Origin of the sequence: Pseudomonas sp. CFBP2511, assembly GCF_030209255.1 — a bacterium.
GTDB classification, from domain to species: domain Bacteria; phylum Pseudomonadota; class Gammaproteobacteria; order Pseudomonadales; family Pseudomonadaceae; genus Aquipseudomonas; species Aquipseudomonas avellanae.
The window spans coordinates 335,757-362,491 of record NZ_JARVSI010000015.1; the positions used below are offsets into that span (position 1 = coordinate 335,757).

Below are 26,735 nucleotides of genomic sequence, written 5' to 3' on the forward strand. Positions count from 1 at the left end.
CCTGGATCAGTACGCGGAGGCGTTATCGACTTTGAAGTTGTACAGCTGGCGAGCCGAGCCGTAGCGCTTGAAATCCTCGGCCTTCTCGTTGAAGCCTGCGCGATTGAGCAATTCCTGCAACTCGTGCAGATGCTCGTCACGCATCTCCTTGGCGATACAGTCGGAGCCCAGCGACTCAACCTTGCCTTTGACGTAGATCCGCGTTTCGTACAGCGAATCGCCCAGCGCATCGCCTGCATCGCCGCACACCACCAATCGACCAGCCTGGCCCATGAAGCAGCTCATGTGGCCGATGCTGCCGCCGACCACGATGTCGATCCCCTTCATGGAAATCCCGCAACGGGCACCGGCATCGCCTTCGATCACCAGCAAACCGCCATGCGCCGTGGCACCTGCAGCCTGTGAGGCGCTGCCCTTGACCCGCACGGCGCCAGACATCATGTTTTCCGCACAACCGACGCCGACGTTGCCGTGCACGGTGATCGAGGCTTTCTGGTTCATGCCCGCGCAGTAATAGCCGGCATGGCCCTGAATATCGATGGAGATGGCTTCGTTGACGCCGACCGCCAGGTTATGGGCGCCGTCGGGATGTGTGACCAGCCATTCACGGTCCTGCAGGTCCTTGACCTGATCGTGCAGGGCCTGATTGAGGTCGCGCACGCTGGCGCTGGAAAGATCGACAGTTTTCATGGGCGTGCTCCCTGCGCTGGTTCGCGTTCCCAGATGTACATAGTGGCCGGGACCGGTTCCCAGACCCTGGCGTTTTCAATCCCCGGCAAGCTGGACAGCGCCTGGTATTCCGAGGCCATGGCAACGTAATCGTCAGTTTCGGCAAGAATCGCCGGCTTGCAGGCTATTGGATCGCGAATCACCGCAAAGCCGTTGCGCGTGCCGATGGCGAAGGTGAAAAAGCCATCGAGGTCTTCCAGCGACTTGTCGAGCGCCTGCTTGAGGCTGTCGCCCTGTTGCAGACGCCAGGCCAGATAACCAGCGGCGACTTCGGTGTCGTTATCCGTCTCGAAATGAATGCCTTCACGGCGCAGGTTCTGACGCAGACGGAAGTGATTGGACAGCGAGCCGTTGTGCACCAGGCACAGGTCGGAGCCCGTGGAAAACGGGTGACTGCCTTCCATGGTCACCGCACTTTCAGTGGCCATGCGGGTATGGCCAATAATGTGGCTGCCCTTCATGGAAGCGAGACCAAAGCGGGTGGAAATCTCCCTCGGCAGGCCCATGCCCTTGAGAATCTCGATGCTCTGCCCGGCGCTCATGACGCGCACGCTCGGTGCCAGTGCTGCCAGCGCAGCACGCACAGGGGCTTCTTCTGCCTGAATCTTCAACACCACGGCGCTGGCGTTCTGAAACCATTCAAGCGGTGCATTCAACGTGCCTTCCAGCGCCGCTATCAGCGCCTTGAAATCATAGTGCTCGGTGGTGGCTTGCAAGGTCAGCTTGACCCAGCCATCCGCCACCTCATCGCCATAAATCGCAAACCCGGCACTGTCCGGCCCACGGTCCGTCATGGCCTCAAGCATCGGCTCGAACAGCTTGCCGAGCTGTGACTCCAGCGCCGGGTTTTTCAGGTACAAACCAACGATTCCGCACATAAGCCTCACCTTGTTCGGGAGCGGCAAGCTTTTAGCTACAAGCTGCAAGCTAGAAACCAACCGCATAGACAGAAAAATCAAATACGCCGCAATCCAGCTTCTGCTTGCCGCTTGAAGCTTGCAGCTTGCAGCTGCTCCACTAAAAGAATTCGATATAGCGCTTCACTTCCCAGTCGCTCACGTGGCGGCTGTATTCCACCCATTCCATGCGTTTAAGGCGGATGAACTCGCCAACGATCTCGTTGCCCAGCACTTCGGCGAACAGCGGGTCGGCTTCCAGCGCATCGCAGGCCTCCTTGAGCGACTGCGGCAGGGTCTTGATGCCCCGTGCGGCGATCTCTTCAAGGCTCAGCTTGTAAAGGTTCTCGTTGCAGACGTGATCGATTTCCAGTTGGCGGTCGATGCCGTCCAGCCCGGCGGCGATGATCGCGGCGCTGACCAGATAAGGGTTGCAGCCGGCGTCCGGCAGACGAAATTCCAGGCGGCCATACGGCACACGCACCATCGCCGAGCGGTTGTTGGCGCCGAAGGCGATGAACGCCGGCGCCCAGGTCGCGCCGGACAGCGAATTGCCCACCACCAGGCGCTTGTAGGAGTTGACCGTGGGTGCGGCGAAGGCACACAACGCAGGGCCGTGAGCCAGCAACCCGGCCGCGAAGTGATAGGCCATCTTCGACAGACCCATGCCACTCGGGTCGCTGGCGTCGTGGAACAGGTTCTTGTTGCTGGCGCTGGCAATCGACAGGTGAAAATGCATGCCGTTGCCCGCTCGCTTGGGATCGGGCTTGGGCATGAACGAGCAGATCATGCCCATGTCATTGGCGATTTCGCCGGCGGCCATGCGGAAGAAGGTAAAGCGGTCCGCCGACTCCATGGCATCGCTGTAGGTGTAATTGATCTCGAACTGGCCGTTGGCGTCTTCGTGGTCAATCTGATAGATGTCGAAACCCACTGGCTGCAAGGCTTCGGTCAGGCGCTCAAGAAACTCCCGGGAGCGCGACAGCCCTTTGTAGTCGTAACACGGCTTGTCGAGGTTATCGCTGGCATCGACCATTTGCAGGCCGCCAGCGGCATCGCGCTTGAACAGGCTGAATTCGGGCTCCAGCCCGGTGTTCAGGGTCCAGCCGCGCTGGCTGAGGCGTTCGACCTGTTTTTGCAGCACGTAGCGGCTGTCATAAGGCCAGGGTTTGCCTTCCACATGGCCGATGCACACCACTCGCCCATAGCCCGGCTGCCACGGCACCGGCGTCAACGAAGACAGGTCGCCCTTGGCCATGAAGTCCGGGCCGTGAGGCTCCATGCCCATGCCGCAGATCGCGAAACCGGCGAACCCTGCGCCGTCTTCGGCAACCATTGCCAGGCCCGTGACAGGAACCGATTTGGTCTTGGACGAACCATGAATATCCACGAACTGAGCCAGCACGTACTTGATGCCGTGCTGTTCGATCAGACGCTGCGTTTCGGGTGGCAACATGGGACGTGTCTCCTGGCATGCGCAAAAGGTTTCAGGAAGGGACCGCTGTTCACTGCCTGCCGTTTTATTCCGAACAGGAAATTTACTTTCCCTTAGGGAATGCAAAGCGCTTGCCAATCCGCTACGCCAGAAATTGACAACACGTCCAACCGGGCAATCCGGCTGTTTATAAGGGCTGTTTATGTGGGAAGCTTGTTTCCTTGAGGGAATAATCCAGAACCGCAGCTACAGTTACAGGGCTGGAACGCACATTCCCAGTGCGAAATAAAAATTATTGAACGGAAACCGTGCACAGCCGATGAATATGCCGAACGAACCGCATCCCAAATTGAAGCTCGAGCAATACCTGGGCATTCAGATCAAGCGCCAGCGCCAGGCGCAGGAGCTGAAACTGGCCGATGTCGCGCGTATCGCCGGTATCAGTCAGGGCATGTTGAGCAAGATCGAGAACGCGCAGGTGTCCACCAGCCTCGACAACCTGAGCCGTCTTTGCGACGTACTGGGTATGCCCATGTCAAAGCTGTTCAGTCAGTACGACCAGCAAGGCAGCAGCGCGCTGCTGGTCAAGGCCGATGAAGGGCTGGAGGTGGTCCGGCGTGGCACCGAGAAAGGCCACACCTATCACCTGCTCAACCACACCCGTGGGCCGAAGAAGAGTTTCGAGGCGTACATGGTGACAATGGACGATGCCAGCGAGGAGTTCCCGACCTTCTCGCACCCTGGCACCGAGTTTCTTCACTTGCTGGAAGGCGAGCTGATCTACCGGCATGGCAATCAGCTGTACCCGATGCAGGCCGGTGACAGCCTGACTTTCGATGGCGACATCCCCCACGGCCCCGAGCAACTGGTGCAAGTGCCGATCAAGCTGCTGTCGATCATGAACTACGGTGCGCAGGGGGATTGAAATCAGGCGGGAAGCGGCACGCCTTTTGGCATGCCGCCTGTGCAGCAGTTACAAGTATTTCAACCAACTGATATCCCGGCGACGCGCCTTGAGTGCGGAGAACCAGCGCACTGCCGGAAACAGCACCACGGCCAGCACGACCGACGTCAGCCAGACGCCCCACATGTGGTCGAAGCCGAAGTATTTGCCCTGGTTCGCACCCCAGATAGCCAGCGCGATCAGGTACAGAATCTTCAGCACGTACAGGTGCAGCAGGTAGAAAAACATCGGTGCCGACCCCAGCACCACCAATGGCCGCAACCAGCTTTTCTCCTGACTGCGCTCGAACGCGATCAGGATCAGCATGCCGATGCCCAGCGTCAGGCTGATGAACAGCAGCGATGGCGGGTACTTGGTGATGTTGAAAAAGCTCATGACCGTTTGCGTAGCCGTCTCACCAACGCTCCACGGCTTTTCGCCATAGCCGTTGATCATGCGCAGCACCACAAATCCCAACAGCGCGCCCAGCCCGCAGGCCCACAGATTGCTCCGCCGCTTTGCCGCGTCAAAACCTGCCACAAACCATGGCCCGGCAGCGTAGCCCAGCGCAATGATGCCGATCCACGGCAATAACGGATAGGACGTGCGCAAGCGCAGGTTATCGGACACCTCGATCCAGCCGCGATCATGAAGAATCGCCCACGGAATGTGCATGGCCGACTCGACGCCGAAATGCAGTGAGTCCAGCAGGTTGTGCCCGGCAATGATCACCACGCCGATGACCACCAACGCCCAGCGCGGCAGGTACACCATCAGCGACAGCGCCACCATGCTCAGGCCGATAGCCCAGATCACTTGCAGGTAGATGACGGTTGGCGGGAACTCGAAGGTCCAGGCGAAGCTCACCAGCGTGAATTCCAGCGCGATCAAAAACAGCCCGCGCTTGAGCAGGAACGCCGAAACGTCGCTTCTGCCCTGATATTTCTCGCCATACAAGTACGCCGAAAGCCCGGTCAGCAGCACGAACAACGGCGCACACAAATGCGCCAGTGTGCGACTGAAAAACAGGGCGGGCTCGGTGCTCGCGATCTCCATTGGGTCGAGGACTTGGCGATGCAGGAAGAACGTTTCCCGCACGTGGTCCAGCAGCATAAAGAGAATGATCAGCCCGCGCAGAGCATCGATAGAGCGCAGCCGTGATGCTGGCGCGCGGGTTGGTTGAACAACTGCTGTCATGAAAAATCCAGATCCGTAGCCGGAAGTGCAATGAGTCGATTGTGTTCTGTGTCAGAACTCGTTCTGAAGTGCCTTGTAGCCGCGCACCAGGTCAATGTTGGTGTGCGCCACGTCTTCGGAAAACTCCGAAGCCGAAATGCTCACCGGTGGGAATTGCGAAAGATCAGTATTAGGCCCGATCCGGGTAGTGGACGGCACGTAAAAATTCTCCGGCAAATCGCGACCGTCGACCACCGAGTTGTGTCTGACCACACTGCCGTTGCCGACCTGGCAGTTGAACAACACGCTGTTGAAGCCGATGAACACGCGATCTCCGACCATGCAAGGTCCGTGCACGATGGAGCGGTGGGCAATCGAGGTGAACTCGCCGATGGTGACAGCAGCACCGGATTTCGAGTGAATCACCACGCCATCCTGAATATTGGAATTGGCGCCGATGACAATCGGCTCCATGTCGCCACTGGCATCGACTTCGTCGGCGCGGATCACCGCGTACGGGCCGACGAACACGTTGTCCTTGATGATCACTTTGCCGCAGATGATCGCGGTTTTGTCGATGTAGGCAGACTCGGCAATAACCGGCAAATGGCCGGACGGATTTTTACGGATCACGGTAGGAAGCCTCAGGACAGGTAGTTGGAAGTCTGCGCGGCTGCATCATGAGGATGCAGGCTCTCGAAGTGACGCACGCTGACGCTGGAGGCTGGGTAGCGGCCCTCAAGCGCCTGCTGGATCTTGCGCGCGGCGTCTTCGACGTACATCAGGTTCTGGCCGTTGAGCCTGGCAAAGGCTTGCTCGTCGGCACGCTTGACGGCGGTCTGCACCGGCGTGCCCAGCGCCTGTTCGACCGTATCGATCAGCGCCATCAGGCCCATTTCGGTGGCCTGCTCCGCCACGCGCACCTGCACCGTCGCCACACTGCGCTGGCTGTGCGGCGTGGCATACGAGGCGTTCTCGCGCAGCCAGGCCGCGACCTGCATGGGGTCAACGAACGACTGGCGGCCAAAACGGGCGACAAACGCTTCTTCCAACAGTTGTCGGGACAGTGCCGCCGAGCATGGGCAGGTGGACGAGTAAGTGATGTCGGCAGAGACGTCGAGGCACAAACGCCCCGCCCGCCAGACGGCCTCAAGCTTGACCGGATAGGACTTCCAGCCGCTGAGCCCTTCGGTAACCAGCGCCGGACGGCGGCACAACAGGTTGAAGGTCAGCGTGATGCGGGCGCCGCTGGAGTGACAATCGACATGGCTCTCGACCATCGCCTCCAGCAGCGCAGATAACGTCTCGGGCGTGAGCACCTGATGTTCGGCAAAACCGTCAAGCAGCCGGTAAAGCCGCGACATGTGGATGCCCTTGACGCTGGGGTCAGTCAGATCGACCTGCAGGTCTGCGTAGGCATGAACCGGGTGGGTGGCACCCGGCTCGCCCAGCGTCAGCGGCACTTCGACGCCTTGCATGCCGACCCAGTCGAGTGCAATCAGGGCCGAGGACACTTCCGTCAGGGCAACGTCTGGGAGGGGGCTGTTCATGGTGTCGGTCGTCTCGCTGGCGAACCTCGCCACAGGGGGCGAAGCATGATGTTGGCGGCCGGGAACCGCAGAGCGTGCAACCGCAAATTCGTTACACTATAACATCATAATTACCAGCGCCATCAACCCGACATGCAGCGCGCCTTGTACAAACGATATGACGCGGCGAAAAAACAGCCAGCTTTCAGGTTTTTGCCAGTTCTTCGATAAGAAAATCCCGAAATGCCGCGACCGCTGCCGGAAGGTTGCGCCCCGCCATGCTTTGCAGTTCGATCCGTCGCGCTTTCATGCCTTCATCGCTGATCGGCAGCGATTTAAGCTGCTTTTCATGCACCCGCTTGTCCAGGGTCATTTCACTGGACAGGCTGATCCCGCCCTCCTCGCTGACGAACCTCAACAGCGAACCGATGTAGTTACTGGTCAGCACCGGGTCGAACATCAGGCCTTGCACGCCGCAGCAGATGTCGAACAACTGGCGCAACGTCGTGTCGGTGTTGGTCAGCGCGATGGCGTACGGCTGCAGTTCGGCCAGTGCGACCTCCTTGCGTGAGGCCAGCGGGTGGTTGTGGCTGACCACCGCGCAGATCGCGCCGCTGTGAATATGCTCGACCTTGATTTCGTTCTGCGGCGTCAGACTGAACGTCAGGCACAGGTCGGCATCGCCCGAGCGCACCCGCTCGGTGGCCTGAGCCGGAGCGCAGACCTCCATCGAGAAATGAATCCCCTGATAAAGCCGCCGAAAACGCGCGATGCATTGCGGCAGGAAATCCAGCGCAAAACCCTCCGAGCAGGCAATGCGCACATGGCCGCGCTGCAAGCCTTGCAGCTCGGTGATTTCCAGCACGACCTGCTCGGCCTCCAGCTGGGACTTGCGCGCATAGGCCGCCAGACGAATGCCCGCCTCGCTGAGCATCATGCCGCGCGCCTGGCGCTCGAACAGCAGCGCATCCAGCTCGCGCTCCAGTTTGCTGATCTGCCGACTGACCGCCGACGAGGCGACATTGAGGCGCACCGAGGCCTCGCTGATTGACCCGCAACGCGCCACTTCAAGGAAGTAGCGCAGGGCCGTGGACTGCACACCATAGAGCTGCATAAGTACTCCTGCGTTGCCTTATCGGCAATGAAAGGTTCTAAATATTGTGCTTGTGGCATTGATACGCTTTGCCTAGAGTCGTGTCGAGGCCCGCTACTCGATCAAAAGAAAATCAGAGCCTCGCTGTTACTCCCCTTTTCGCATTTGCGCCCCACTGCCCTTTGATACATCCACTTTGCCTTTTGGAGACGACGGCATGGGAATCAAGGGTTTCGCTCGCAGCATCGCGCTATTGAGCCTGTTCAGCAGTTTTTCCGCCCTGGCCGGCAAGGCAGACGACACGCTGGTCTATGCCTCCGACAGCGAACCGGAAAACATCAGCCCCTATCACAACGATTTGCGCGAAGGCGTGATTCTCGGCCGCCTGATCTGGGACAACCTGGTCTACCGCAACCCCGATAACGGCCAGTACGAGCCCATGCTGGCCACCCGTTGGAACCAGGTTGACGACACCACCCTCGATTTTCAGCTGCGTGAGGGCGTGAAGTTCCACAACGGCGACCCGTTCACTGCCGATGATGTGGTGTTCACCCTCAATTACGTGGTGTCGCCCGAGTCCAAGGTGGTCACGGTACAAAACGTCGACTGGATCAAAAGCGCCGAAAAGCTCGGTGACTACAGCGTCCGCCTGCACCTGAAAAAGCCCTTCCCGCCTGCGCTGGAATACCTGTCCAACGCCGTACCGATGTTCCCGAAAAAGTATTTCGAGCAGGTTGGAATTGCCGGGTTCAGCCGCAAGCCGATTGGCACCGGGCCTTACAAGGTCACGGCCATCGCCACCGGCGAAGGCGTGAAGATGGACAAGAACCCCGACTACTTCAAAGACAGCCCACAGGGCCAGCCGAAGATCGGTCATATCAACTTCCGGGTCATCGCCGATGCCGAAACGCGACTGGCCGAGCTGATGACCGGCGGCATCGACTGGACCTGGCGCGTAGCCCCCGATCAGGCGGAAAACCTCAAGGCAATGCCCAACCTGGTGGTCACCAGCGGCGCGACCATGCGCATCGGCTTTCTGATTCTCGACGCGCGAGGCACCTCGAGCGCCGATTCGCCGATGAAACACCTGAAAGTACGGCAGGCGATCAACTACGCAATCAACCGCGACGGCCTCGCCTCGCAACTGGTCGGCGGCGAGAGCAAACCGCTGCAGGTCGCCTGCTACCCTGGCCAGTTCGGCTGTGACACCACGGCCGCCACGGTCTACAACTACGACCCGGCCAAGGCCAAGGCACTGCTCGCCGAAGCCGGTTACCCGAACGGTTTCGAAACCGAAATCTTCGCCTACCGGGACCGCGACTACGTCGAAGCGATCATCGGCAACCTGCGCGCAGTGGGCATCAACGCCAAGCTGCGTTACCTGAAATACGCCGCCCTGCGTGACCAGCAGCGTGGCGGCAAGGTGCCGATGTCGTTCCAGGCCTGGGGCTCGTTCTCGATCCTCGACACCTCGGCCTCGGCCGGCACCTGGTTCAAGGGCAACCCCGACGACAACATCAAAGACCCTCAAGTCCAGGGCTGGCTGCAGACCGCCGACAACGCGCTGGACCCGCAAGTGCGCAAGGACAACTACCGCAAGGCCTTGCAGCGCATCAGCGAGCAGGCGTACTGGGCACCGTTGTTCAACTACTCGATGAACTACGCCTACGTCTCGGACCTGAACTTCAAGCCGTACCCGGACGAGCTGCCGCGTTTCGTGCTGTCGAGCTGGAAATAGGCTGATCGCGACGTCAATCGGTGACACCGGCTGCGAGGCACACGATATGCCTTGCAGCATCGGCCACCCACTTGTTACCCCTCGGACACAAGGTCACTTGCCATGTTCGGATTTCTCTTGCGCCGCCTGGGCATTGCCTTGTGCGTAGCGATTACCGTGTCGGTGATCAGCTTTTCCCTGTTGCACCTGTCCGGCGACCTGGCCACGGCCATCGGCGGGCCGGAAGCCAGCAGCGAGCAGATTGAACAGATCCGTGTGCAATACGGCCTCAACAAGCCGTTGGTCACGCAGTATTTCGAATGGCTGGCCGACGTGATGCGCCTTGATTTTGGCGACTCGTTCTTCTTTCAGGAGTCGGTCTACAACCTGATCGCCTCGCGCCTGTCGATCACCCTCGGGCTGGGCGCAATGGCCCTGAGCATTGCGCTGCTGATCGCCATTCCGCTGGGCGTGCTGGCAGCGGTGAAACGTGACACCTGGGTTGACCGGCTGGCGCTGAGCATCGCGGTGCTGGGCCAGGCGATGCCGAGTTTCTGGTTCGCGCTGATGCTGATCGTGGTGTTCTCGGTCACCCTGAAATGGCTGCCGGTGTCAGGCAACTCGACCTGGGCGCACTTCGTCATGCCGGCGATTGCGCTGGGTTATTACGCCACCCCGGCGATCATGCGCCTGACCCGTGCCGGCATGCTCGACGTGCTCAATTCCGATTACATCCGCACCGCTCGCGCAAAGGGCCTGCGCCCCGCCACCGTGCTGTTCAAGCATGCGCTGCGCAACGCGCTGATTCCGGTGGTTGCACTGGCTGCCGTGGAGTTCGGCTTCATGCTCGGCGGTTCGGTGGTCATTGAAACGGTTTTTTCGCTGCAAGGCATCGGCCAACTGGCCTGGGACGCGATTGCCCGTGACGACTTTCCAGTGGTGCAGGCGGTGGTGCTGTTGATCGCGGTCATCTACATCGTCCTCACGCTGCTGGCCGACGTGCTCAACGCACTGCTCGACCCACGCATCCGCGTGAAATAGGAGGCCCCATGAGCACAACCACCTCATCGCCGCTGATCATCAACGATTATCAGCCACCGGCGCGCAGCGTCTGGCGCACGCTGCGCAACAGCTTCGGTCATCGCGGCTTTGCCATCGGCGCAGTGCTGCTGTCGATCATCCTGTTCGGTGCACTGTTCGCCCCTTGGCTGGCGCCCTACGACCCTTACGCACAAGACGTGATGCTGCGCATGAAACCGCCCGTATGGATGGCCAATGGAACTTGGGATTACGTGCTCGGCACCGACAAACTGGGCCGCGATTACCTGTCGCGCCTGCTCTACGGTGCGCGCATTTCATTGTTCATCGGTTTCTCGGCAGCGCTGATCTCTGGCGTCATCGGCACCATCATGGGCTTGTTGGCGGGCTACTTCGGCGGCAAGGCCGACGCGCTGATCAGCTACCTGATCACCACGCGCCTGGCGATGCCGGTGGTGATGGTCGCACTGGCCTCTGCGTCGTTGATCGGCGGTTCGCTGAAAGTGGTGATCATCCTGCTCGGCTGCCTGCTCTGGGACCGCTTCGCCGTGGTGGTGCGCGCTGCCGTACAACAAATTCGCGACGCCGAATACGTGGCCTCGGCGCAGGCATTGGGCTGCTCGACGCTGCGCATTCTGGCCAGCGAAATCCTGCCCAATCTGGTAGGCGCGCTGATCGTCGTCGCCACGCTGGAGATGGCTCACGCGATCCTTCTGGAATCGGCACTGTCGTTCCTCGGCGTCGGCGTGCAGCCACCCATTCCGTCCTGGGGCCTGATGATCGCCGAGGGCAAACCGTACATGTTCTTTTCCCCGTGGGTCATCGCCATTCCCGGCATCGCTCTGATGGTGCTGGTGCTGGGTATCAATCTGGTCGGTGACGGCCTGCGCGACCTGATCCTGCCCGACGGGCGCAACTGACAGAGGAGATCCGCACATGGCGCTGTTGCATGTTGAAAACCTGCGTGTCGAGATCCCGCTCGGGCAAGACACGCTCCACGCAGTGCGCGGCCTTGACTTTGAAGTCGAGCGCGGCGAAATGCTGTGCATCGTCGGCGAATCGGGCTGCGGCAAATCCCTGACCTCGCTGGCGCTCATGGACCTGCTGCCGCGCAAGGCCCGGCGTACCGCGACCACGCTGAGCCTGGACGGCATCGACATGCTGACCCAGAGCGAACGGCAAATGTGCGACCTGCGCGGCAATCGTCTGGCGATGATCTTTCAGGAACCCATGACCTCGCTCAACCCGGCATACAGCATCGGCGATCAGCTCAGCGAAGTGCTGACCCGGCATCGCAAAGTGTCGCGCAAGGAAGCGCTGCAACGTGCGGCGCAGATGCTCGAAAAAGTCGGCATCAGCAACGCCAGCGAACGCCTGCGCCAGTACCCGCACCAGTTGTCGGGCGGCCTGCGCCAGCGGGTGATCATCGCCATGGCGCTGATGTGCGAACCGGACGTGATAATTGCCGACGAGCCCACCACCGCGCTGGACGTGACCATTCAGGCGCAGATCCTGCGCCTGATCCGCGACATCCAGAAAGAGTTCGGTTTGGCGGTGATCTTCATCACCCACGATTTGGGGCTGGTGGCGCGGATTGCCGACCGGGTGGCGGTGATGTACGCCGGGCAAATCGTCGAAACCGCCCCGGCGGTCGAGCTGTTCGAGAACCCGCAACACCCCTACACACGCGGCCTGCTGGCGAGCATTCCGATCCCCGGACGCACCCAGCCAGGCCAGCCGCTGGGTTCGATTCCGGGGTTGGTGCCCAGCCTCGTTGGCGAGCAACACGGCTGCGCCTTCCGCAACCGCTGTCCGCAGGCCATCGCGGCGTGCGCCGAAGATGTCCCTCAGGTTCACAGCCATAAGCACATGACCCGCTGCCTGTTTGCTTCAGTGGGCGCAGAACCTGTGTTGCAGCGTGAGGGCATGACGTCATGACTAATCAAGCCCTGAACGCCAGCATCAAAAAAGACATTGCTCTGGAACTGTGCGACATCCGTCGTGAATTCAGCATCAGCCGTGGCTTTTTCAAACCCAACGCCACCTTGAAAGCAGTCGATGGTGTATCGCTGCGTCTGATGCGCGGCGAAACCCTCGGGCTGGTCGGCGAATCCGGTTGCGGGAAAAGCACGCTAGCGAAGATGCTGCTGGGCCTGCTCGCGCCCAGCAGCGGCGATGTGCTGGTCAACGGCAAGCATCTGGCCAGCACCGACCGCAAGGAAATGGCGCGGCGCATCCAGCCGATCTTTCAGGACCCTTACTCATCCCTGAACCCGCGCAAAACCCTGCGCGAAATCGTCACCCTGCCACTGATCGTGCATGACATCGGCAGCAACGCCGAACGCCGCCAGCGCGTTGAGGCGATGATGGACGTGGTCGGCTTGCCGAAACGAGTCATCGACAGCTACCCCAGCCAGCTCTCCGGTGGGCAGCGCCAGCGCGTGGCGATTGCCCGGGCGCTGGTGATGCGCCCGGATGTGTTGATCTGCGACGAACCAACTTCGGCGCTGGACGTTTCGGTGCAAGCGCAGATTCTCAACCTGTTGCAAGACCTGAAAAAGGAATTCGGCCTGACCTACCTGCTGATCAGCCACAACCTGGCGGTCATCGAGCATCTGGCCGACCGGGTGGCGGTGATGTACCTGGGCCGCATCGTCGAGGAACGCAGCCGCGAATCGCTTTTCGCCCGACCGGGGCATCCCTACACCCAGGCGCTGCTGGACTCGGTACTGACCCCGGACCCGCACCTGGGCATTCCCGATCTGGGCCTGCACGGCACCTTCCCCAACCCCATGTCGCCGCCGTCCGGCTGCGCGTTTCATCCGCGCTGCCCGAGTTGCATGGTGGTGTGCAAGGAAAACTACCCGATCGCTGGCCGCATGGAAGGCGGAACCGTCCGCTGCCACTTGCGCGACACCTCGAAAACCCTGGAGCTGATGCCCTCATGAGTAGCCGTTCGCATGCCATCGAAAACGCCACCGAGCAGTTCGACAACGGCACCTTTTTCGCCTTGCTCGGCGACAGCGTCGCTTATCCCACCCAAAGCCAGGAGGCCGCGAGCCTGCCAGAGCTTTACCGTTATCTGAACGAGTTCATCGCCCCGCACGTCGAGCGGCTTGGTTTCAGTGTCAAGGTGCACGACAACCCGGTGGCCGGGCGCGGGCCCTTGATGATCGCCACCCGCATCGAAGACCCGGCGCTGCCGACCCTGCTCAGCTACGGCCATGGCGATGTGGTGCGCGGCTATGACGCGCAGTGGCAAGCGGGCCTGTCACCGTGGAAAGTCGTTGAGCGCGGTGATCGCTGGTATGGCCGTGGCACGGCGGACAACAAAGGCCAGCACCTGATCAACCTGACCGCCCTCGAACAGACTCTCAAGGCGCGCGACGGTAAACTGGGTTTCAACGTCAAACTGCTGCTGGAAATGGGCGAAGAAGACGGCTCGCCGGGCCTCAGCGCGTTCTGCCAGGCACACGCCGAAGAACTTGCGGCGGATATTTTCATCGCCTCCGACGGCCCACGTCTGGCAGCCGCGCGCCCTACCCTGTTTCTCGGCTCGCGAGGAGTGTTCAACTTCGAGCTGACGGTGAACCTGCGCGAAGGCGCGCACCATTCAGGCAACTGGGGTGGGCTGCTGGCCAACCCCGGCATCATTCTGGCCAATGCCATCGCCAGCATGGTCAATGAGCACGGCCGGGTGAAAGTCGCGGGGCTCATGCCAGCCGCCATTCCCGAAGCGGTTAAAACTGCGCTGGCGGATATCGAAGTCGGCGGCGGCCCCGGAGACCCGGACATCGACCCCGATTGGGGCGACCCGGCGCTGTCGCTCAGCGAAAAGGTCTTCGGCTGGAACACCCTCGACATCCTTGCCTTCAAGACCGGCAACCCGGACGCCCCGGTACACGCCATTCCCGGCAAAGCGCATGCACTGTGCCATATCCGCTTTGTGGTCGACAGCGACTACAACGCCTTTATCCCGGCGGTGCGTGCCCATCTGGATGCCAACGGTTTCACTCAGGTAGAGGTCCGGCAGACGCGCATGGATGTGATGCACGCCACGCGTCTGTCACCGGACAGCCCGTGGGTCGGCTGGGCGTTGGAGTCGCTGGCCACCACTACCGGCAAGAAGCCCGCGCTGCTGCCCAATCTGGGCGGTTCGCTGCCCAACGATGTGTTCGCTGAAGTGCTGGGCCTGCCGACGATCTGGGTGCCACACTCGTACCCGGCGTGCTCGCAACACGCACCCGACGAGCATTTGCTGGCGCCGGTGGTCAAAGAGAGTCTGCAAATCATGGCCGGACTGTTCTGGGACCTGGGAACGGACGGCGCACGGCTGACGCGCGAGCATCGGGCACAGGAGCTGAGTAAATGAATGAGGCACAACGGCAGGCAACCGATTGGCTGAGCGGGCAGTTTGAGGCGATGGAAGCGCTGTTGCAGCGCCTGGTCGATACCGACTCCAATAGCTACGACAAGGCCGGTGTCGATGCGGTCGGCGATCTGCTCACTGCGCACTTGAAGGCCGACGGGATCAGCGTCGAGCGCATCCCGGTCGAGGCTTTCGGCGATGTGCTGTTGGCTGAACTGCCCGGCGGCCCCGGCAAGCCGGTATTGCTACTCGGTCATCGCGACACGGTGTTTCCGAAAGGCACGACTGCAACACGCGGCTACACAAACGACAGCGAACTGGCCTACGGCCCTGGCGTAGCCGACATGAAAGGCGGGCTGGTGCTCAACTGCTTTGCCCTTAAGGCACTGAAACGAATCGGCCCGCTGCCGTTTCCGGTGCAGATTCTGTACACCGGCGACGAAGAAATCGGCTCCGCCAGCGCCCGTGTTCACATCGAAAAGTACGCCCGTCAGGCGCGCGCGGTACTCAACCCGGAGCCAGGACGCGCCAGCGGCAACGTGGTCAGCGCTCGCAAAGGCGGTGCAACGCTGATCATCGAAGTCAGCGGCCGCGCGGCGCATTCGGGGGTCAACCACGCCGACGGCGCCAGCGCGATTCAGGCCCTGGCGCACAAAGTGATCAAACTGCACGCGCTGACAGATTATGCCGCGGGCATCACCACCAATGTCGGACTGATCTCGGGCGGCACCTCCAGCAATACCGTTGCACCCAGCGCCACGGCCAGGCTTGATGTGCGCTTTGTCGAGCTCAGGCAGTGGGATGAAATTCTCACGGCGGTCCAGACCATCGTCGCCGAAGAGGAACTGCCGGGCACATCCGCCAGGCTGCTGGAGGCCACCACCTTTCTGCCAATGGAAGCCCGGCACAGCACCGAACTGCTGAATATCTATCAGGGCCTCGCGCTGGAACTGGGTTTCAGCGTGGAAGGCGAATTCACCGGCGGCTGCGCCGACTCGGGCTTCACCGCCAGCCTCGGCATCCCGACCCTGTGCGGCCTCGGCCCGGTGGGCGGCAAAGTGCACACCGACCGTGAGTATCTGGAGCTGAACACATTGGTGCCCAGAGGTCAGGCGCTGGTGGCGACGATACTGGCGCTGGGGGAATTTTGAAGAGGATGACATTCGGGAGAACACTTATCGTGCCCACGCTCCGCGTGGGTATGCAGTTCTGGACGCTCTGCGTCCGATACTGGCTCCGCAGAAGCGCAGAATACGTGTCCAAACAAAGACGCCTGGCGCGATAAGCCGTTCGATTTGTACAGTCCAGTGAGGAACATTCCATGCAAAACCGATCCGAGCTCCTTGGCAAATCCGCCACCGAACTGCGTGCGCTGATCGGCAACAAGCAGATCTCGCCAGTGGAATTGCTCGACGCCTGCATCGAGCGCATTGAATCCCTCAATCCGAAAATCAATGCGTTCGCCGCCACCTGCTTTGAGCGCGCCCACGACGAGGCACTGCTGGCCGAGCATGCCGTTCTGCAAGGCAAACCGCTGGGGCTGCTGCACGGCCTGCCCATAGGCATCAAAGACCTGGAAGAAACCGCTGGCGTGCTCACAACCTACGGCTCACAACTGTTTCGCGACAACATTCCCGCCCAGGACAACCTGTTCGTGGCCCGTCTGCGCGCGGCCGGGGCCATTATGGTCGGCAAGACCAATGTCCCGGAACTCGGCGCCGGAGCCAACACCCGCAACGTGGTGTGGGGCGCAACCGGCAACCCGTTCAATCCCGAACTGAATGCCGGCGGTTCCTCAGGTGGCTCGGCCGCCGCGCTGGCGGTAGACATGGTGCCGCTGTGCAGCGGTTCGGACACCGGAGGCTCGCTGCGCATTCCCGCAGCACTTTGCGGCGTCGTCGGCCTGCGCCCTTCGCCGGGCCTGGTGCCGAGCGAGCGCAAGAAACTCGGCTGGACGCCCATCTCAGTCGTCGGCCCGATGGGCCGCAACGTCGCCGACACCCTGCTGCAACTGCGCGCCAGCGCCGGGCTGGCGCAGTCCGACCCATTGAGCTATGCCATCGCCGATGACCAATTCGCGCCGCGCACTGTAGACCTCAGCCAGCTGCGAGTCGGCTACAGTGAAGATTTCGGCACGTGCGCGGTGGACACCGCTATCCGCGCCGTCTTCCGGGAAAAAATCAGCGCCCTCAAACCGCTGTTCAAGTCCTGCGACGCCATCGACCTGAACCTGACCAGCGCCCACCGCACCTTCGACGTACTGCGCGCCGAAGCCTTCGTCGCCGGCCTACAGGACGCCCACGACCGCGACCCGGACGCGCTGGGCCCCAACACCCGCGCCAACTTCGAAATGGGCGCGGCGATGTCACTGCAAGATTGCGTCAAAGCGCATGGCGAGCAGAGCCGACTGTTTCGAGGCTTCCAGAAACAATTCGAACACTACGACCTGATCCTCGCGCCAACCACACCCGTGTCGCCCTTCCCCTGGAGCGAACTATACCTGCGCGAAGTCAACGGCGTGCAATTGGACAACTACTACCGCTGGCTGGCGCTGTGCTACACCATCACCCTGACCACCAACCCCGCCTTGTCCCTGCCCTGCGGCACCGACCACCAAGGCATGCCATTCGGGCTACAAGTGATCGGCGGCTTTCGTGGCGACGCAAAACTGCTGGCCTGCGCCGAGACGCTTGAACAAGCAACGGCAAACGACCCCCGCTTGTCCCGGCCACGCCCTGATCTGCAGAAACTGCTGGCGTCGGCGGTCGATCTGACGCATATCGTCACCCATCCACCGGTTTACGGAGGATCGAAGGGCGGGAAACCCGAGGTGGGGGCGATGTGAGGGTGGCGCAAGCAGAAGAGGTAGCTAAAGAAAAGCGCTTGAAAAAGCGTGTCACACTTCAATTTTTCAGCAATCACTTGAGAAATTTCGGGACGTTACAGAAAGAGAAAAGTATTAAATTTCAGTGCATTAGGCCCTTTAAGACTTCGCAACCGACGTTTGATAACCAATTGACATCATTGCCTACAGCTATCTGAATCTAGAAATATGGCACCTTCAGAAATGAATAAGGCATGCGCTGATGTTGACCAGATGGGCCGACATCCGCACAGGCCGCCGTCCCACGGTTCAAGGATAGAGGCACGGGAATAACGTCTCTTCAAGGACAGAGATGATGGATCTTTTAGCCAACGTCCCCAAGTGGGACGACATCGAGCGAACCCTCGATAACAAATTCAGCCATCTGAACCAGTCTTTCGATGAAGGCTGGGAAAGCGCCTACGATGGTTGGAACGGCTTCACTCGACGAGTGAGCAACGAGGCCACCTTGGCCTTCGGTAGCATCGGCGGAAATCGCATCGAATCGGTCAAGCTGGCGATGGCAAAGTCCTACCCGATCATCCAGCTCAACCTGATGCGCAAATGGTCCTCCATCGATATAGCAGAGATACTCCCTGTCTTGCTGAAGCTGGTCAAAGAGGTCGCCATGATCATGGGCGGCAGCGTGGCGGTCGGGACTCTTGTTGGGGCTGCGGCTGGATCGCTTGCATTTGGTGCAGGTGCTATTCCAGGAGCTATAGCAGGCAGCGGCATAGGCGTACAGGTCGGCAACCTGATTCTACTGGGCATGGGGCTTTCAGCCATCGCCGAGTATTTTTATCAAGGACTCCCCGCCTGTCTCGCAACTCTCTATGAAGGTATCGTAACTGCCTGGAACGCAGAAGAAGGTGTCAAACCGCCAGGGCTTGATCCCACGGGAGCTTCCGCATGGTTGATCGATGAGCGTATAGATGACGCCGCTCGGAAACTCGCAAAAGGTCAGGAGCAATTAGTCATGCTCCTGCTGACTGCCATAGTTACCTACATTACGCGAGGTCAGGTCAAAGCAGGGATCGTAGGCAGTCTGGACGGCATCGCCGCACGCAGCGCGAAGCTTCAAGCGGACATGACCAACAAGCAAATTGCGGGTTGGTTGGCTCGGAATGAGCAGAAGTTGCTGGCTCATCCTGAGTTGCGTATGAGTGAGCCAGCACCGCTTCGGGGAGCGATGGACACTCAAGAACCGTTAACTACACCCTCGCCATATAATCAGCCAGATGCTAAAAAAGAATTCACTGATGTCGTAAATACCTCGTCAAAACCAGAGTGGTTGCAACGTCTTGATGCAGGTAACGAGTTCAATAGGATTCAATCGAAAAACTACCCCTACAATGAAGTTTATATACAGCGGCCTGACGGAAACGGTTACTATCGACTAGACTCATACAACCCAACAACAGGCGAAATCATATCACGAAAATTAACTCAGCTTTCGAAAATCTCTGAATCCACCGCTAAAAGCTACATAAATGAAGCCATATCAAAGTATCCGAGCGGTTCTACTATAGCAAATGTTCCATCCAGTGGTTCTCTGGCAGGGCAAAAATTACAGGGCGCTGTAATATTGGAAGTTCCACCTCAAACAGGTATAATACCCCAGTCGATTTTAGATTCTGCAGACAAAGCAGGAGTTTTGATTAGAGATATCAACGGAAAGGTGTATTGATGAGCCCCTCTATTTTTTATTGCAAGTCCTGGTTCCGCTTTAAGCATCGTGCAATCGATCCTATAGACGAGACTACCGCCAAAGCTCTACATGTGGCTAGAAAGCCTTATACAGCTCTGATCGGCTCAGACTCTAAACCCGCTTGCTTCGTAGAAATGATTTTAGATAAAAACATGGTGGGCGTTGGTTTTCTGGATGATCACCAACGTGAACACCTCACCTATCAGTTTCAATGCCTGGATTCAGGAACACTTTTCCTCACTATGGCAACCCATCGCGAATTTGATGACGCTGGAAAAGTTTCACTGGGGACCAGCTACATATTCAAGGAAAACGGTGAACTTCTGATTCGTCGAGAGCAGATCAACCCACATAAACTTGAGGAAGCCAAATCGAATTTCGAGCCTAAAGGCAATTACGAAAAACTCCCCGAGTTCGGCGATTATTCAAATGTAACCAAAGTCGACAGATAAGTGTGGAAAGCCTCCAGAAAACACTGAAACTATTTTAACTGTCAGGAGCAGATACACAAGGTGGATTTAGATTTAACTGCGCAAATACTTACGACTAATAACATGACTAATTTGACAGCATTTGGTCTTGAAAACCTTATAAATAGAAATGAGGATGTAGCAGCATTCGGAACACCTGCCGACGCGGTGGCCGACGAGTGGATTATTAAGGCAGAACAGCGTTTAGGTCACCCACTGCCTGACTCCTACAAATGGTTTTTACGAAATTATGCGGGAGGAGAAGTAGGCACCGAGGAAATTTACAGCATCTATGGCATGGACTTTGATGACATAAATGGCGGAGATATTGTCTTCCAACATATCAACGGACTCAAAAACAAGTCGACAACTCCAGAAAAACTATTCATCAGCAAAACGGACCTGGGCGAAGTTTTCTTTTTCAACTATGCCACTTACAAAGATAATGAATGCCACATCTTCTTACGAATACCTTCAGGAGCAGCAATCTTCTATGCAGAAAATTTTTATGAGTATCTTACCAAAAGAATAATTGCCAACTCCTAAATACATATAGCCAAGCTGCGGCCGAATGACACTCTCTCGATGAGGCCGCTCCGCCCACCCATATTAAATAGATTCGCACCTGACATTATAAATTATCAAAAACTTAAGCCAGCGCCCAATAAAAAAGCCGCACATCATGATGAAAAAAGAACAATACGCCAACTTGAGCCGATTACTAGGCTGCTATTTCCATCAGGACTGGAATAAAGAGTTCTTGGACAGCAATCACGCGCTTGAAGAGATCGTAAAATGTGAACCCGCGAGCTGTTTGCGAGATAGCGTAAAAGAAATTGAGTATCTATTAAGCCAGCCCATGACAGAAACAGATTACAGCGAATTAATGGCATCCACAGTGGGATGCTACTTTGAGCCCAGCAGTGAGCACACCCATTATTCGGATTGGCTATCCAAAATAGCCATTTACTTTAAAAGTCAACGATAGCATCCATCCATTAGCGAGACATCCAGCGTGTGACACAACAAATCGAGGGGCAAAACCTGCCCCTCGACGTTGAAGCGCGTTACTTGGGCAACGCGTACGCAATCACGTAATCGCCACGGTCAGGCGATTGGCGGGCACCGCCGGCGGTGAGCAGGATGTACTGCTTGCCGGTCTTGGGCGACACGTAGGTCATCGGGCCGGACTGGCTGCCTACGGGCAGGCGGGCCTTCCAGATTTCGTTGCCGTTGCCGCTGTCGAAGGCGCGCAGGTAGAAGTCCTGGGTGCCTGCGAAGAACAGCAAGCCCGACTGTGTGGACAACGATGCGCCCAGCGTCGGCATGCCGATCGGGATCGGCAGGCCCATGCGAATACCCATCGGGCCGGTGTCTTTCACGGTGCCGACCGGGACCTGCCACATGAGCTTTTTGGTCTTCAGGTCAATCGCCGACATGGTGCCGAACGGCGGTGCCTGGCACGGGATGCCGACCGCTGACAGGAAGCGCTGACGCATTGCGCCAAATGGCGTGCCGGTCTGCGGTACGACGCCCATTTCTATGCCGCTGGCACCAGCGGCGATCTTGTCGCGCGGGATCATGTAGTTGGCCAGGCCCAGGCGCATGTCGTTGACGAACATGTAGCTGTTGGTCGGGTCGACCGAGACACTGCCCCAGTTCATGCCGCCCAGCGAGCCGGGGAACTGCAACGCAGGGTCCAGACCTGGCGGGGTGTAGACACCCTCGTGGCGCAGGCCTTTGAAGGCGATGCGGCACATCAGCTGATCGAATGCGGTGGCGCCCCACATGTCGGACTCTTTCAGGGTCTGGTTGCCAATCGACGGCATGTCCACCGAGAACGGCTGAGTCGGCGAATAGCGCTCGCCCGGCACATTACCTTGCGGCACGGCACGCTCTTCGACACGCGAGATCGGCACGCCGGTTTCGCGGTTGAGGAGGAAGATTTCGCCCTGCTTGGTGACTTGCGCCAGCGCAGGCTGAGTCCCGCCCTTGCCGTCCGGAATGTCATACAGCAAAGGCTGCGCCGGAATATCGAAGTCCCACAGGTCGTGGTGGGTCATCTGGAAGTTCCAGCGCACCTGGCCGGTCTTGACGTCTACAGCGACCACTGACGATGACCATTTGTCATCCAGCTCGGTACGCGTCCCGCCGAAGAAGTCAGGCGTGGCGTTGCCGGTCGGCAGGTAGATCAGGCCGAGTTTTTCGTCGTAGGACATTGCCGACCAGACGTTCGGCGTGCCACGCGTGTAGGTTTCCCCGGCTGGCGGACGCTTGCTGGTGTTCGGGTTGCCCGGATCCCAGGCCCAGACCAGCTCACCACTGTGCACGTCAAAGGCGCGAACGACGCCCGGTGGCTCGCCGGTAGAGAAGTTGTCGGCGACTCTACCGCCCACTACAACGACATTGCCCGCCACCAGCGGCGTCGAGGTTTGCTGGTAGTAGCCTTCCTTGACTTCGCCCATGTCGGTTTTCAGATCGACGACGCCTTGATTGCCAAAGTCCTTGCAGGTCTCGCCGGTTTTGGCATCCAGTGCGATCAGGCGAGCATCGCCTGTCGGTAGAAACACACGTGTGGCGCAAACAGCAGCCGCCGGCTGAGCAGATACGTCGGCAGCTGGCGTGGCGAAGTAGCCCAGGCCTCGGCAGCGTTGCCAGTTGGGTCCGCTGCCCTGCGGGTCGAACTTCCAGCGCTGGGTGCCGGTGTCGGCATCCAGTGCGAAGACTTTGCCGTAGGCGGTGCAGGTGTAGACGGTGTCACCGATCTGCAGTGGCGTGTTCTGGTCTTCCGCACCTGCGCCGGTGCTCTGCGGGAGGTCGCCGGTGTGGAAGGTCCAGGCGACCTGCAACTTGTCGACGTTGCCCTTGTTGATCTGATCCAGCGCCGCGAACCGGTTGCCTGCCGGGGTGTTGCCCCAGTGTGCCCAGTCCTTCTGCTCGGCGCCGGGTGCCACCGGAACGACGGCCGGCACGCTGCTGGCGCTAACCACATGGCTTGGGACGAACATGTAACCCATGGTCGCGACAACACCGATGGCCAGCACGCCGGCCAGGCCATAAGCGCCACGACCTGCCTGCGCACCCGAAGCGCGAATCAGCGTCGGGTAAATCAGCGCAACCACCAGGCCGATCACGGCAAAGGTCAATACGCGGGACACCAGCGGCCAGTAATGCAGGCCTGCATCCCAGACCGCCCAGAGCGCAGTCAATATCAAGGCGATGCCATACAGCACTGCGCCCTTGGGTTTGCGGGCTGCGATCAGCGCACCGCTGACCAGCATCGCCAGCCCCATCAGCAGGAAGAACCAACTCCCGCCCAATGTCACCAGGTAGCCGCCGCCACCTGCCAGACCGAGCCCGATCAGAGCGATCAGCACGCCCAACCCGAGCAACAGCAACCTGCTGCCAGCTCCTGTGTCTTGCTTGTTTGTCATTTTTCAAACCTGTCGGATTTTTACAGCCCAACAGAATGTACCAAACGGTTCATAATGACAAATTGTCGCATCCCGCCAAGCGTCTGGAACGGGCTTTTACGGGCGATCAGCGCACAGTTTTTCGTGTGTATGCAGGTGTTTACAGCGCCATCATTTACAGCGTCATGCCGTCCCGGCCAATCAATACATTGCCAGGCAGCCTTTGCGGCGGCTCCATCAACCAGGCATCCAGCGTGTGGCCGATGTGCGTCAAAACCGCCTTGGCCGGGCGCAGTTGGTCGATGCTTTCCAGCGCCAGGGTCAGGTCATTGTGATTACGGGGAGGCTGAGGCTGCGGGGGCATGGAGCAGTCGAGAATCAGCACGTCCAGCGGCTGACGTTGCAGGAATTCGCAGGTCGCGTCCGGCAAGCCGACGGTGTCGGTCAGGTACGCCACGCGTTGCCCGTCGCCTTCCAGCAAATAGCCGAATGTGGGTCTGGAGTGCGCCAGCGGCAGCGCGGTGACGTGCAGTTCGCCCAGCGCACGGGTTTCGAAGGCGGCAAACGGCTGGCTGAAATCAAGAATGCCGGGGTGCTTGTAAAGGTCGGCCAGCCCTTCAGGATCGGCCGGACCGTGGACCGGAATCACCAGCCCCTGGCCCCAGCGCAAGTGCAGCAGGCCTTGGGCGTGATCAGCATGGTAGTGGGTCTGCAGAATGCCGTTCAGGCTGCGCGGCGGAAAACGCTCGGTGAGGTCGGTCAGGCCGCTGTCGATCAACCAGCGCTGGTCGGCGCACTCGATCAGCGCGCTGCACGGCAAACGCCGCAGGTCCTGATTGGCCTGCGCCGCCGAACACGCCACGCACTGGCAACCGTAGACCGGCACCTGCCGCGCATCGCCCGTGCCCAGTAGCGTCAGGCGCATGCTTGGCGCTTGTCCATCAACCCTATCAGGGTCGCAACGGTGTGTTGCAAATCTGCGGAATTATCCAGCGCGAAGACCTGTGGGTTGCTGGCCAGCAGGTCCCCGGCGAAGCGCGTGTTGCGCTCCAGACGTTCCTCGATTTCCACGAGGGTTTCCCGATTGCGCGCCAGCAAACGCTGACGCAACACGTCCTGATTGACTGTCAGCAATACGGCCAACAGGTTGGGATAGCGCATCTGCGCTTTCTGCAGATGTGCTCGAGACCCGTTGATCAAGACGTCGTGACCTTCCAGCAACCATTGATCAATCTCGATGGGGATGCCGTAACGCAAGCCATTGGCCTGCCAGCTCAACGCAAACGCACCCCGATCGCGCATGTGCTCGAACTCTTCGACGCTCACGGCCTGCGCCGCCTCACCCACCGCTTCGGCGGAACGGGTGATGACCCGCCGCACCACCCGGCAATTGCGTTGCGTCAACGTTTCCCGGGCGGCATCCAGCAGGCTGTCCTTGCCTGAACCGGACGGCCCGATGAGATAGATCAACCTGCCAACCATCAAAACACCCTCTTCCCTTGTCGCCAGACCTTGTCGATCACCGGCAGGCCTGCATGATTGCGCGCCTGAATCAGATCAGCGCGCAGACCGACGCGAATTTCACCGCGATCCGCCAGCCCCGCCGCAATGGCAGGCGTGCGGCTGACCATATTGATTGCGTGTGGCAGCTCGCAGTCGTTGTCCTGCTCGGACAGCATGAACGCGGCCTGCAGCAGGCTGGCCGGATAGTAATCACTGGACAGAATGTCCAGCAGCCCGTGCCTGGCCAACGATGCAGCTGCCACGTTACCGGAGTGCGAGCCACCGCGCACGATGTTCGGTGCGCCCATCAACACACTCATGCCGAGTTGCCGACACCCCTGTGCGGCTTCCAGTGTGGTCGGAAACTCGGCGATGTTCATGCCAAAACCTGCCGATTCCTCGACATGGGCCATGGTTGCATCATCGTGGCTGGCAATCGACAGGCCCCGCGCCAGACACAGTTCGACGATTGCCCGCCGGTAGCGATCGGCATATTCGGCGGAGTTGGCGACCTGTTCGACGATGAAGTGCTCCATCTCCTCATGGCTCATGTGGTATTTGCCCATGTAGTACTCGCGGTACTTGGACTCCAGCGCAAACTGACGCTGGCCGGGCGCGTGGTCCATCACCGACACCAGTTGCACCAGCGGCTGGCCCACCAGGTCGCGAAACACGTTCAGGGTGTCCGGATGGCTGACTTCGCAACGCAAATGCAGCAGGTGGTCGGCGCGGGTCAGGCCCGCTTCGTTGGCGTCGGCAATCGCCTGAAGCATCGCGGGCAATTGCTGCATGCGCTTGCCCTTGGGGTTGATGTCGCCAATCGACAGCGCGTCGAACACGGTGGTAATCCCGGCCGCGACAATCTGCGCATCATGGCTGATGACGGCCGACATTGATGGCCAGTCCACACCCGGACGCGGCGACAGGTGTTTTTCCAGGTTGTCGGTGTGCAATTCCACCAGCCCCGGCAACAGAAAGTCGCCCTCAAGGTCCTGGGCCTGGCTCAACTGACTGCGCCCGGTCTGCACCTCGGCAATCAGGCCATCACGCACCACGACGGTGCCGGTAAACACCTGTTCAGCGGTCACCACACGGGCATTACTGAAAATCTGTTCGTTCAGCATTGCAGCAACTCCTTGGCGGTGAGGTCCACCGGGGTCATGTCGAGTTGACGGTCGGCGACCGACTCGCGGGCGTCACGGTCATGGAAAATGCCGATCAGTGCCGCACCGGCCTGTTTGGCCTCAGCGACCAGTTCCAGCACCACCTTGCGGTTGGCGTCGTCCAGCGAAGCAGTCGGCTCGTCGAGCAACAGTACCGGCCACGGCACCATGAACGCCCGGGCAATGTTGATGCGTTGCTGTTCGCCACCCGAGAACGTGCCGGGCGCCAGCGGCCACAGGCGCTGCGGGATGTTCAGACGGGTCAGCAGCAGTTGCGCGCGCGCCTGCGCCTGCTCACGACTCCAGCCTCTTGCCAGCGCGGGCTCCATCAGCACGTCGAGACTCGATACTCGGGGGATGACGCGCAAAAACTGGCTGACATAGCCCAGCGTCTTGCGGCGCACCTCGAGTACCTGGCGCGGGGTCGCCCCGACCAGTTCGGTCCATTCGCCCTCGTGCTGCACGCGAATGCTGCCGGCCGCTGGCAGGTAGTTGCCATACAGCGTGCGCAACAAGGTACTTTTGCCCGCGCCGGACTGCCCGCTAAGCACCAGGCATTCGCCGCTGCGCACCGAGAAGCTGAGCCCGCGCAGCACATTGAGGACCACGCCGTTGTGCTGATGCAGGGTGAAGGTTTTCGACAGGTCGCGGACCTCGATCAACGTCGTCATCGGTTTCACCTCTTCTACC

At 59.8% G+C, this 26,735-nt stretch carries 25 protein-coding genes; 13 read left to right on the top strand and 12 right to left on the bottom strand.

The features are described from left to right. Positions 1 to 6: 6 nt before the first annotated feature. From QRN38_RS13380 to glnT, 3 genes are all read right to left on the bottom strand, one after another. On the bottom strand, positions 7 to 690 hold the full coding sequence (locus tag QRN38_RS13380; RefSeq protein WP_054091052.1) for a GltB/FmdC/FwdC-like GXGXG domain-containing protein: 684 nt from the start codon (positions 688 to 690) through the stop codon (positions 7 to 9). Further along, on the bottom strand, positions 687 to 1,607 hold the full coding sequence (locus QRN38_RS13385) for a class II glutamine amidotransferase (protein ID WP_057418411.1): 921 nt from the start codon (positions 1,605 to 1,607) through the stop codon (positions 687 to 689). The genes QRN38_RS13380 and QRN38_RS13385 overlap by 4 nt, the downstream gene beginning before the upstream one ends. Before the next feature lie 139 nt (positions 1,608 to 1,746). Beyond that, the gene (gene glnT / locus QRN38_RS13390) at positions 1,747 to 3,081 is read right to left on the bottom strand and encodes a type III glutamate--ammonia ligase (protein ID WP_017702273.1); all 1,335 of its coding nucleotides are present in this window, start codon (positions 3,079 to 3,081) and stop codon (positions 1,747 to 1,749) included. A gap of 298 nt (positions 3,082 to 3,379) precedes the next feature. On the opposite strand from glnT, the gene QRN38_RS13395 reads away from it, so the two are divergent. Beyond that, positions 3,380 to 3,985, top strand: a complete 606-nt coding sequence (locus tag QRN38_RS13395) for a helix-turn-helix domain-containing protein (protein WP_003381958.1) — start codon at positions 3,380 to 3,382, stop codon at positions 3,983 to 3,985. Positions 3,986 to 4,033: 48 nt separating this feature from the next. Here the strand turns inward: QRN38_RS13395 and QRN38_RS13400 are convergent, their stop codons facing one another. The 4 genes from QRN38_RS13400 to QRN38_RS13415 form a co-directional block, all read right to left on the bottom strand. Beyond that, positions 4,034 to 5,200: an acetyltransferase domain-containing protein gene (locus QRN38_RS13400; RefSeq protein ID WP_011104094.1), complete on the bottom strand. Its 1,167-nt coding sequence runs from the start codon at positions 5,198 to 5,200 to the stop codon at positions 4,034 to 4,036. 51 nt (positions 5,201 to 5,251) lie between these two features. Further along, positions 5,252 to 5,812 carry a gamma carbonic anhydrase family protein gene (locus QRN38_RS13405; RefSeq protein ID WP_005617714.1) on the bottom strand — a complete coding sequence of 187 codons (561 nt, stop codon included), beginning with the start codon at positions 5,810 to 5,812 and terminating at the stop codon, positions 5,252 to 5,254. Between the two features lie 11 nt (positions 5,813 to 5,823). Continuing rightward, positions 5,824 to 6,729, bottom strand: a complete 906-nt coding sequence (gene folE2 / locus QRN38_RS13410) for a GTP cyclohydrolase FolE2 (protein ID WP_057418664.1) — start codon at positions 6,727 to 6,729, stop codon at positions 5,824 to 5,826. Positions 6,730 to 6,913: 184 nt separating this feature from the next. After that, positions 6,914 to 7,822, bottom strand: a complete 909-nt coding sequence (locus tag QRN38_RS13415; protein WP_005762877.1) for a LysR substrate-binding domain-containing protein — start codon at positions 7,820 to 7,822, stop codon at positions 6,914 to 6,916. Between the two features lie 196 nt (positions 7,823 to 8,018). Here QRN38_RS13415 and QRN38_RS13420 point away from each other — a divergent pair, with 196 nt between their 5' ends. From QRN38_RS13420 to QRN38_RS13475, 12 genes are all read left to right on the top strand, one after another. Beyond that, entirely contained in the window at positions 8,019 to 9,539 is a 1,521-nt protein-coding gene (locus QRN38_RS13420) for an ABC transporter substrate-binding protein (RefSeq protein ID WP_057418662.1), read from the top strand. A gap of 102 nt (positions 9,540 to 9,641) precedes the next feature. Next, positions 9,642 to 10,559, top strand: a complete 918-nt coding sequence (locus tag QRN38_RS13425) for an ABC transporter permease (RefSeq protein WP_005762880.1) — start codon at positions 9,642 to 9,644, stop codon at positions 10,557 to 10,559. 8 nt (positions 10,560 to 10,567) lie between these two features. Next, positions 10,568 to 11,476, top strand: coding sequence for an ABC transporter permease (locus tag QRN38_RS13430; protein WP_005762883.1), 909 nt, complete (start codon positions 10,568 to 10,570; stop codon positions 11,474 to 11,476). Between the two features lie 16 nt (positions 11,477 to 11,492). After that, complete coding sequence (locus tag QRN38_RS13435) at positions 11,493 to 12,494, top strand: ABC transporter ATP-binding protein (protein ID WP_057415216.1); 1,002 nt, start codon at positions 11,493 to 11,495, stop codon at positions 12,492 to 12,494. Further along, positions 12,491 to 13,504 (top strand): ABC transporter ATP-binding protein, encoded by a 1,014-nt coding sequence (locus QRN38_RS13440; protein ID WP_081025455.1) that lies wholly within the window; start codon positions 12,491 to 12,493, stop codon positions 13,502 to 13,504. Before QRN38_RS13435 ends, QRN38_RS13440 begins: the two co-directional genes overlap by 4 nt. Continuing rightward, positions 13,501 to 14,928 (top strand): M20 family metallopeptidase, encoded by a 1,428-nt coding sequence (locus QRN38_RS13445; protein ID WP_057418661.1) that lies wholly within the window; start codon positions 13,501 to 13,503, stop codon positions 14,926 to 14,928. The genes QRN38_RS13440 and QRN38_RS13445 overlap by 4 nt, the downstream gene beginning before the upstream one ends. Beyond that, entirely contained in the window at positions 14,925 to 16,076 is a 1,152-nt protein-coding gene (locus QRN38_RS13450; protein ID WP_054091048.1) for a M20 family metallopeptidase, read from the top strand. Before QRN38_RS13445 ends, QRN38_RS13450 begins: the two co-directional genes overlap by 4 nt. Positions 16,077 to 16,246: 170 nt before the next feature. Next, positions 16,247 to 17,770 carry an amidase gene (locus QRN38_RS13455; protein ID WP_054091047.1) on the top strand — a complete coding sequence of 508 codons (1,524 nt, stop codon included), beginning with the start codon at positions 16,247 to 16,249 and terminating at the stop codon, positions 17,768 to 17,770. Positions 17,771 to 18,104: 334 nt separating this feature from the next. Then, the gene (locus QRN38_RS13460) at positions 18,105 to 19,475 is read left to right on the top strand and encodes a DUF6861 domain-containing protein (RefSeq protein ID WP_057418660.1); all 1,371 of its coding nucleotides are present in this window, start codon (positions 18,105 to 18,107) and stop codon (positions 19,473 to 19,475) included. After that, the gene (locus tag QRN38_RS13465) at positions 19,475 to 19,948 is read left to right on the top strand and encodes a hypothetical protein (protein WP_010218371.1); all 474 of its coding nucleotides are present in this window, start codon (positions 19,475 to 19,477) and stop codon (positions 19,946 to 19,948) included. Before QRN38_RS13460 ends, QRN38_RS13465 begins: the two co-directional genes overlap by 1 nt. Positions 19,949 to 20,050: 102 nt before the next feature. Further along, a complete protein-coding gene (locus tag QRN38_RS13470) occupies positions 20,051 to 20,512 on the top strand; it encodes an SMI1/KNR4 family protein (protein ID WP_054091139.1) in 462 nt (153 codons plus the stop codon). Between the two features lie 139 nt (positions 20,513 to 20,651). Continuing rightward, entirely contained in the window at positions 20,652 to 20,954 is a 303-nt protein-coding gene (locus QRN38_RS13475; RefSeq protein ID WP_162839064.1) for a contact-dependent growth inhibition system immunity protein, read from the top strand. 79 nt (positions 20,955 to 21,033) lie between these two features. On the opposite strand, the gene QRN38_RS13480 is transcribed toward QRN38_RS13475, so the two are convergent. From QRN38_RS13480 to phnL, 5 genes are all read right to left on the bottom strand, one after another. Further along, complete coding sequence (locus QRN38_RS13480; protein ID WP_057418659.1) at positions 21,034 to 23,400, bottom strand: glucose/quinate/shikimate family membrane-bound PQQ-dependent dehydrogenase; 2,367 nt, start codon at positions 23,398 to 23,400, stop codon at positions 21,034 to 21,036. Positions 23,401 to 23,554: 154 nt separating this feature from the next. Beyond that, positions 23,555 to 24,304, bottom strand: coding sequence for a phosphonate metabolism protein PhnP (gene phnP, locus QRN38_RS13485; protein WP_007246936.1), 750 nt, complete (start codon positions 24,302 to 24,304; stop codon positions 23,555 to 23,557). After that, positions 24,295 to 24,861, bottom strand: coding sequence for a phosphonate metabolism protein/1,5-bisphosphokinase (PRPP-forming) PhnN (phnN, locus tag QRN38_RS13490; RefSeq protein WP_007246937.1), 567 nt, complete (start codon positions 24,859 to 24,861; stop codon positions 24,295 to 24,297). The genes phnP and phnN overlap by 10 nt, the downstream gene beginning before the upstream one ends. Next, positions 24,861 to 26,006 (bottom strand): alpha-D-ribose 1-methylphosphonate 5-triphosphate diphosphatase, encoded by a 1,146-nt coding sequence (locus QRN38_RS13495; RefSeq protein WP_057418658.1) that lies wholly within the window; start codon positions 26,004 to 26,006, stop codon positions 24,861 to 24,863. Before QRN38_RS13495 ends, phnN begins: the two co-directional genes overlap by 1 nt. After that, entirely contained in the window at positions 26,000 to 26,716 is a 717-nt protein-coding gene (gene phnL, locus QRN38_RS13500; protein WP_024667635.1) for a phosphonate C-P lyase system protein PhnL, read from the bottom strand. Before phnL ends, QRN38_RS13495 begins: the two co-directional genes overlap by 7 nt. Between the last annotated feature and the right edge of the window lie 19 nt (positions 26,717 to 26,735).

What these genes read in the sequence shown, in the direction of transcription:
- QRN38_RS13380 (WP_054091052.1), bottom strand. Translation starts at nt 690, where the DNA reads ATGAAAACTGTCGATCTTTCCAGCGCCAGCGTGCGCGACCTCAATCAG.
- QRN38_RS13385 (WP_057418411.1), bottom strand. Translation starts at nt 1,607, where the DNA reads ATGTGCGGAATCGTTGGTTTGTACCTGAAAAACCCGGCGCTGGAGTCA.
- glnT (WP_017702273.1), bottom strand. Translation starts at nt 3,081, where the DNA reads ATGTTGCCACCCGAAACGCAGCGTCTGATCGAACAGCACGGCATCAAG.
- QRN38_RS13395 (WP_003381958.1), top strand. Translation starts at nt 3,380, where the DNA reads ATGAATATGCCGAACGAACCGCATCCCAAATTGAAGCTCGAGCAATAC.
- QRN38_RS13400 (WP_011104094.1), bottom strand. Translation starts at nt 5,200, where the DNA reads ATGACAGCAGTTGTTCAACCAACCCGCGCGCCAGCATCACGGCTGCGC.
- folE2 (WP_057418664.1), bottom strand. Translation starts at nt 6,729, where the DNA reads ATGAACAGCCCCCTCCCAGACGTTGCCCTGACGGAAGTGTCCTCGGCC.
- QRN38_RS13415 (WP_005762877.1), bottom strand. Translation starts at nt 7,822, where the DNA reads ATGCAGCTCTATGGTGTGCAGTCCACGGCCCTGCGCTACTTCCTTGAA.
- QRN38_RS13420 (WP_057418662.1), top strand. Translation starts at nt 8,019, where the DNA reads ATGGGAATCAAGGGTTTCGCTCGCAGCATCGCGCTATTGAGCCTGTTC.
- QRN38_RS13425 (WP_005762880.1), top strand. Translation starts at nt 9,642, where the DNA reads ATGTTCGGATTTCTCTTGCGCCGCCTGGGCATTGCCTTGTGCGTAGCG.
- QRN38_RS13430 (WP_005762883.1), top strand. Translation starts at nt 10,568, where the DNA reads ATGAGCACAACCACCTCATCGCCGCTGATCATCAACGATTATCAGCCA.
- QRN38_RS13435 (WP_057415216.1), top strand. Translation starts at nt 11,493, where the DNA reads ATGGCGCTGTTGCATGTTGAAAACCTGCGTGTCGAGATCCCGCTCGGG.
- QRN38_RS13440 (WP_081025455.1), top strand. Translation starts at nt 12,491, where the DNA reads ATGACTAATCAAGCCCTGAACGCCAGCATCAAAAAAGACATTGCTCTG.
- QRN38_RS13445 (WP_057418661.1), top strand. Translation starts at nt 13,501, where the DNA reads ATGAGTAGCCGTTCGCATGCCATCGAAAACGCCACCGAGCAGTTCGAC.
- QRN38_RS13450 (WP_054091048.1), top strand. Translation starts at nt 14,925, where the DNA reads ATGAATGAGGCACAACGGCAGGCAACCGATTGGCTGAGCGGGCAGTTT.
- QRN38_RS13455 (WP_054091047.1), top strand. Translation starts at nt 16,247, where the DNA reads ATGCAAAACCGATCCGAGCTCCTTGGCAAATCCGCCACCGAACTGCGT.
- QRN38_RS13460 (WP_057418660.1), top strand. Translation starts at nt 18,105, where the DNA reads ATGGATCTTTTAGCCAACGTCCCCAAGTGGGACGACATCGAGCGAACC.
- QRN38_RS13465 (WP_010218371.1), top strand. Translation starts at nt 19,475, where the DNA reads ATGAGCCCCTCTATTTTTTATTGCAAGTCCTGGTTCCGCTTTAAGCAT.
- QRN38_RS13470 (WP_054091139.1), top strand. Translation starts at nt 20,051, where the DNA reads ATGACTAATTTGACAGCATTTGGTCTTGAAAACCTTATAAATAGAAAT.
- QRN38_RS13475 (WP_162839064.1), top strand. Translation starts at nt 20,652, where the DNA reads ATGAAAAAAGAACAATACGCCAACTTGAGCCGATTACTAGGCTGCTAT.
- QRN38_RS13480 (WP_057418659.1), bottom strand. Translation starts at nt 23,400, where the DNA reads ATGACAAACAAGCAAGACACAGGAGCTGGCAGCAGGTTGCTGTTGCTC.
- phnP (WP_007246936.1), bottom strand. Translation starts at nt 24,304, where the DNA reads ATGCGCCTGACGCTACTGGGCACGGGCGATGCGCGGCAGGTGCCGGTC.
- phnN (WP_007246937.1), bottom strand. Translation starts at nt 24,861, where the DNA reads ATGGTTGGCAGGTTGATCTATCTCATCGGGCCGTCCGGTTCAGGCAAG.
- QRN38_RS13495 (WP_057418658.1), bottom strand. Translation starts at nt 26,006, where the DNA reads ATGCTGAACGAACAGATTTTCAGTAATGCCCGTGTGGTGACCGCTGAA.
- phnL (WP_024667635.1), bottom strand. Translation starts at nt 26,716, where the DNA reads ATGACGACGTTGATCGAGGTCCGCGACCTGTCGAAAACCTTCACCCTG.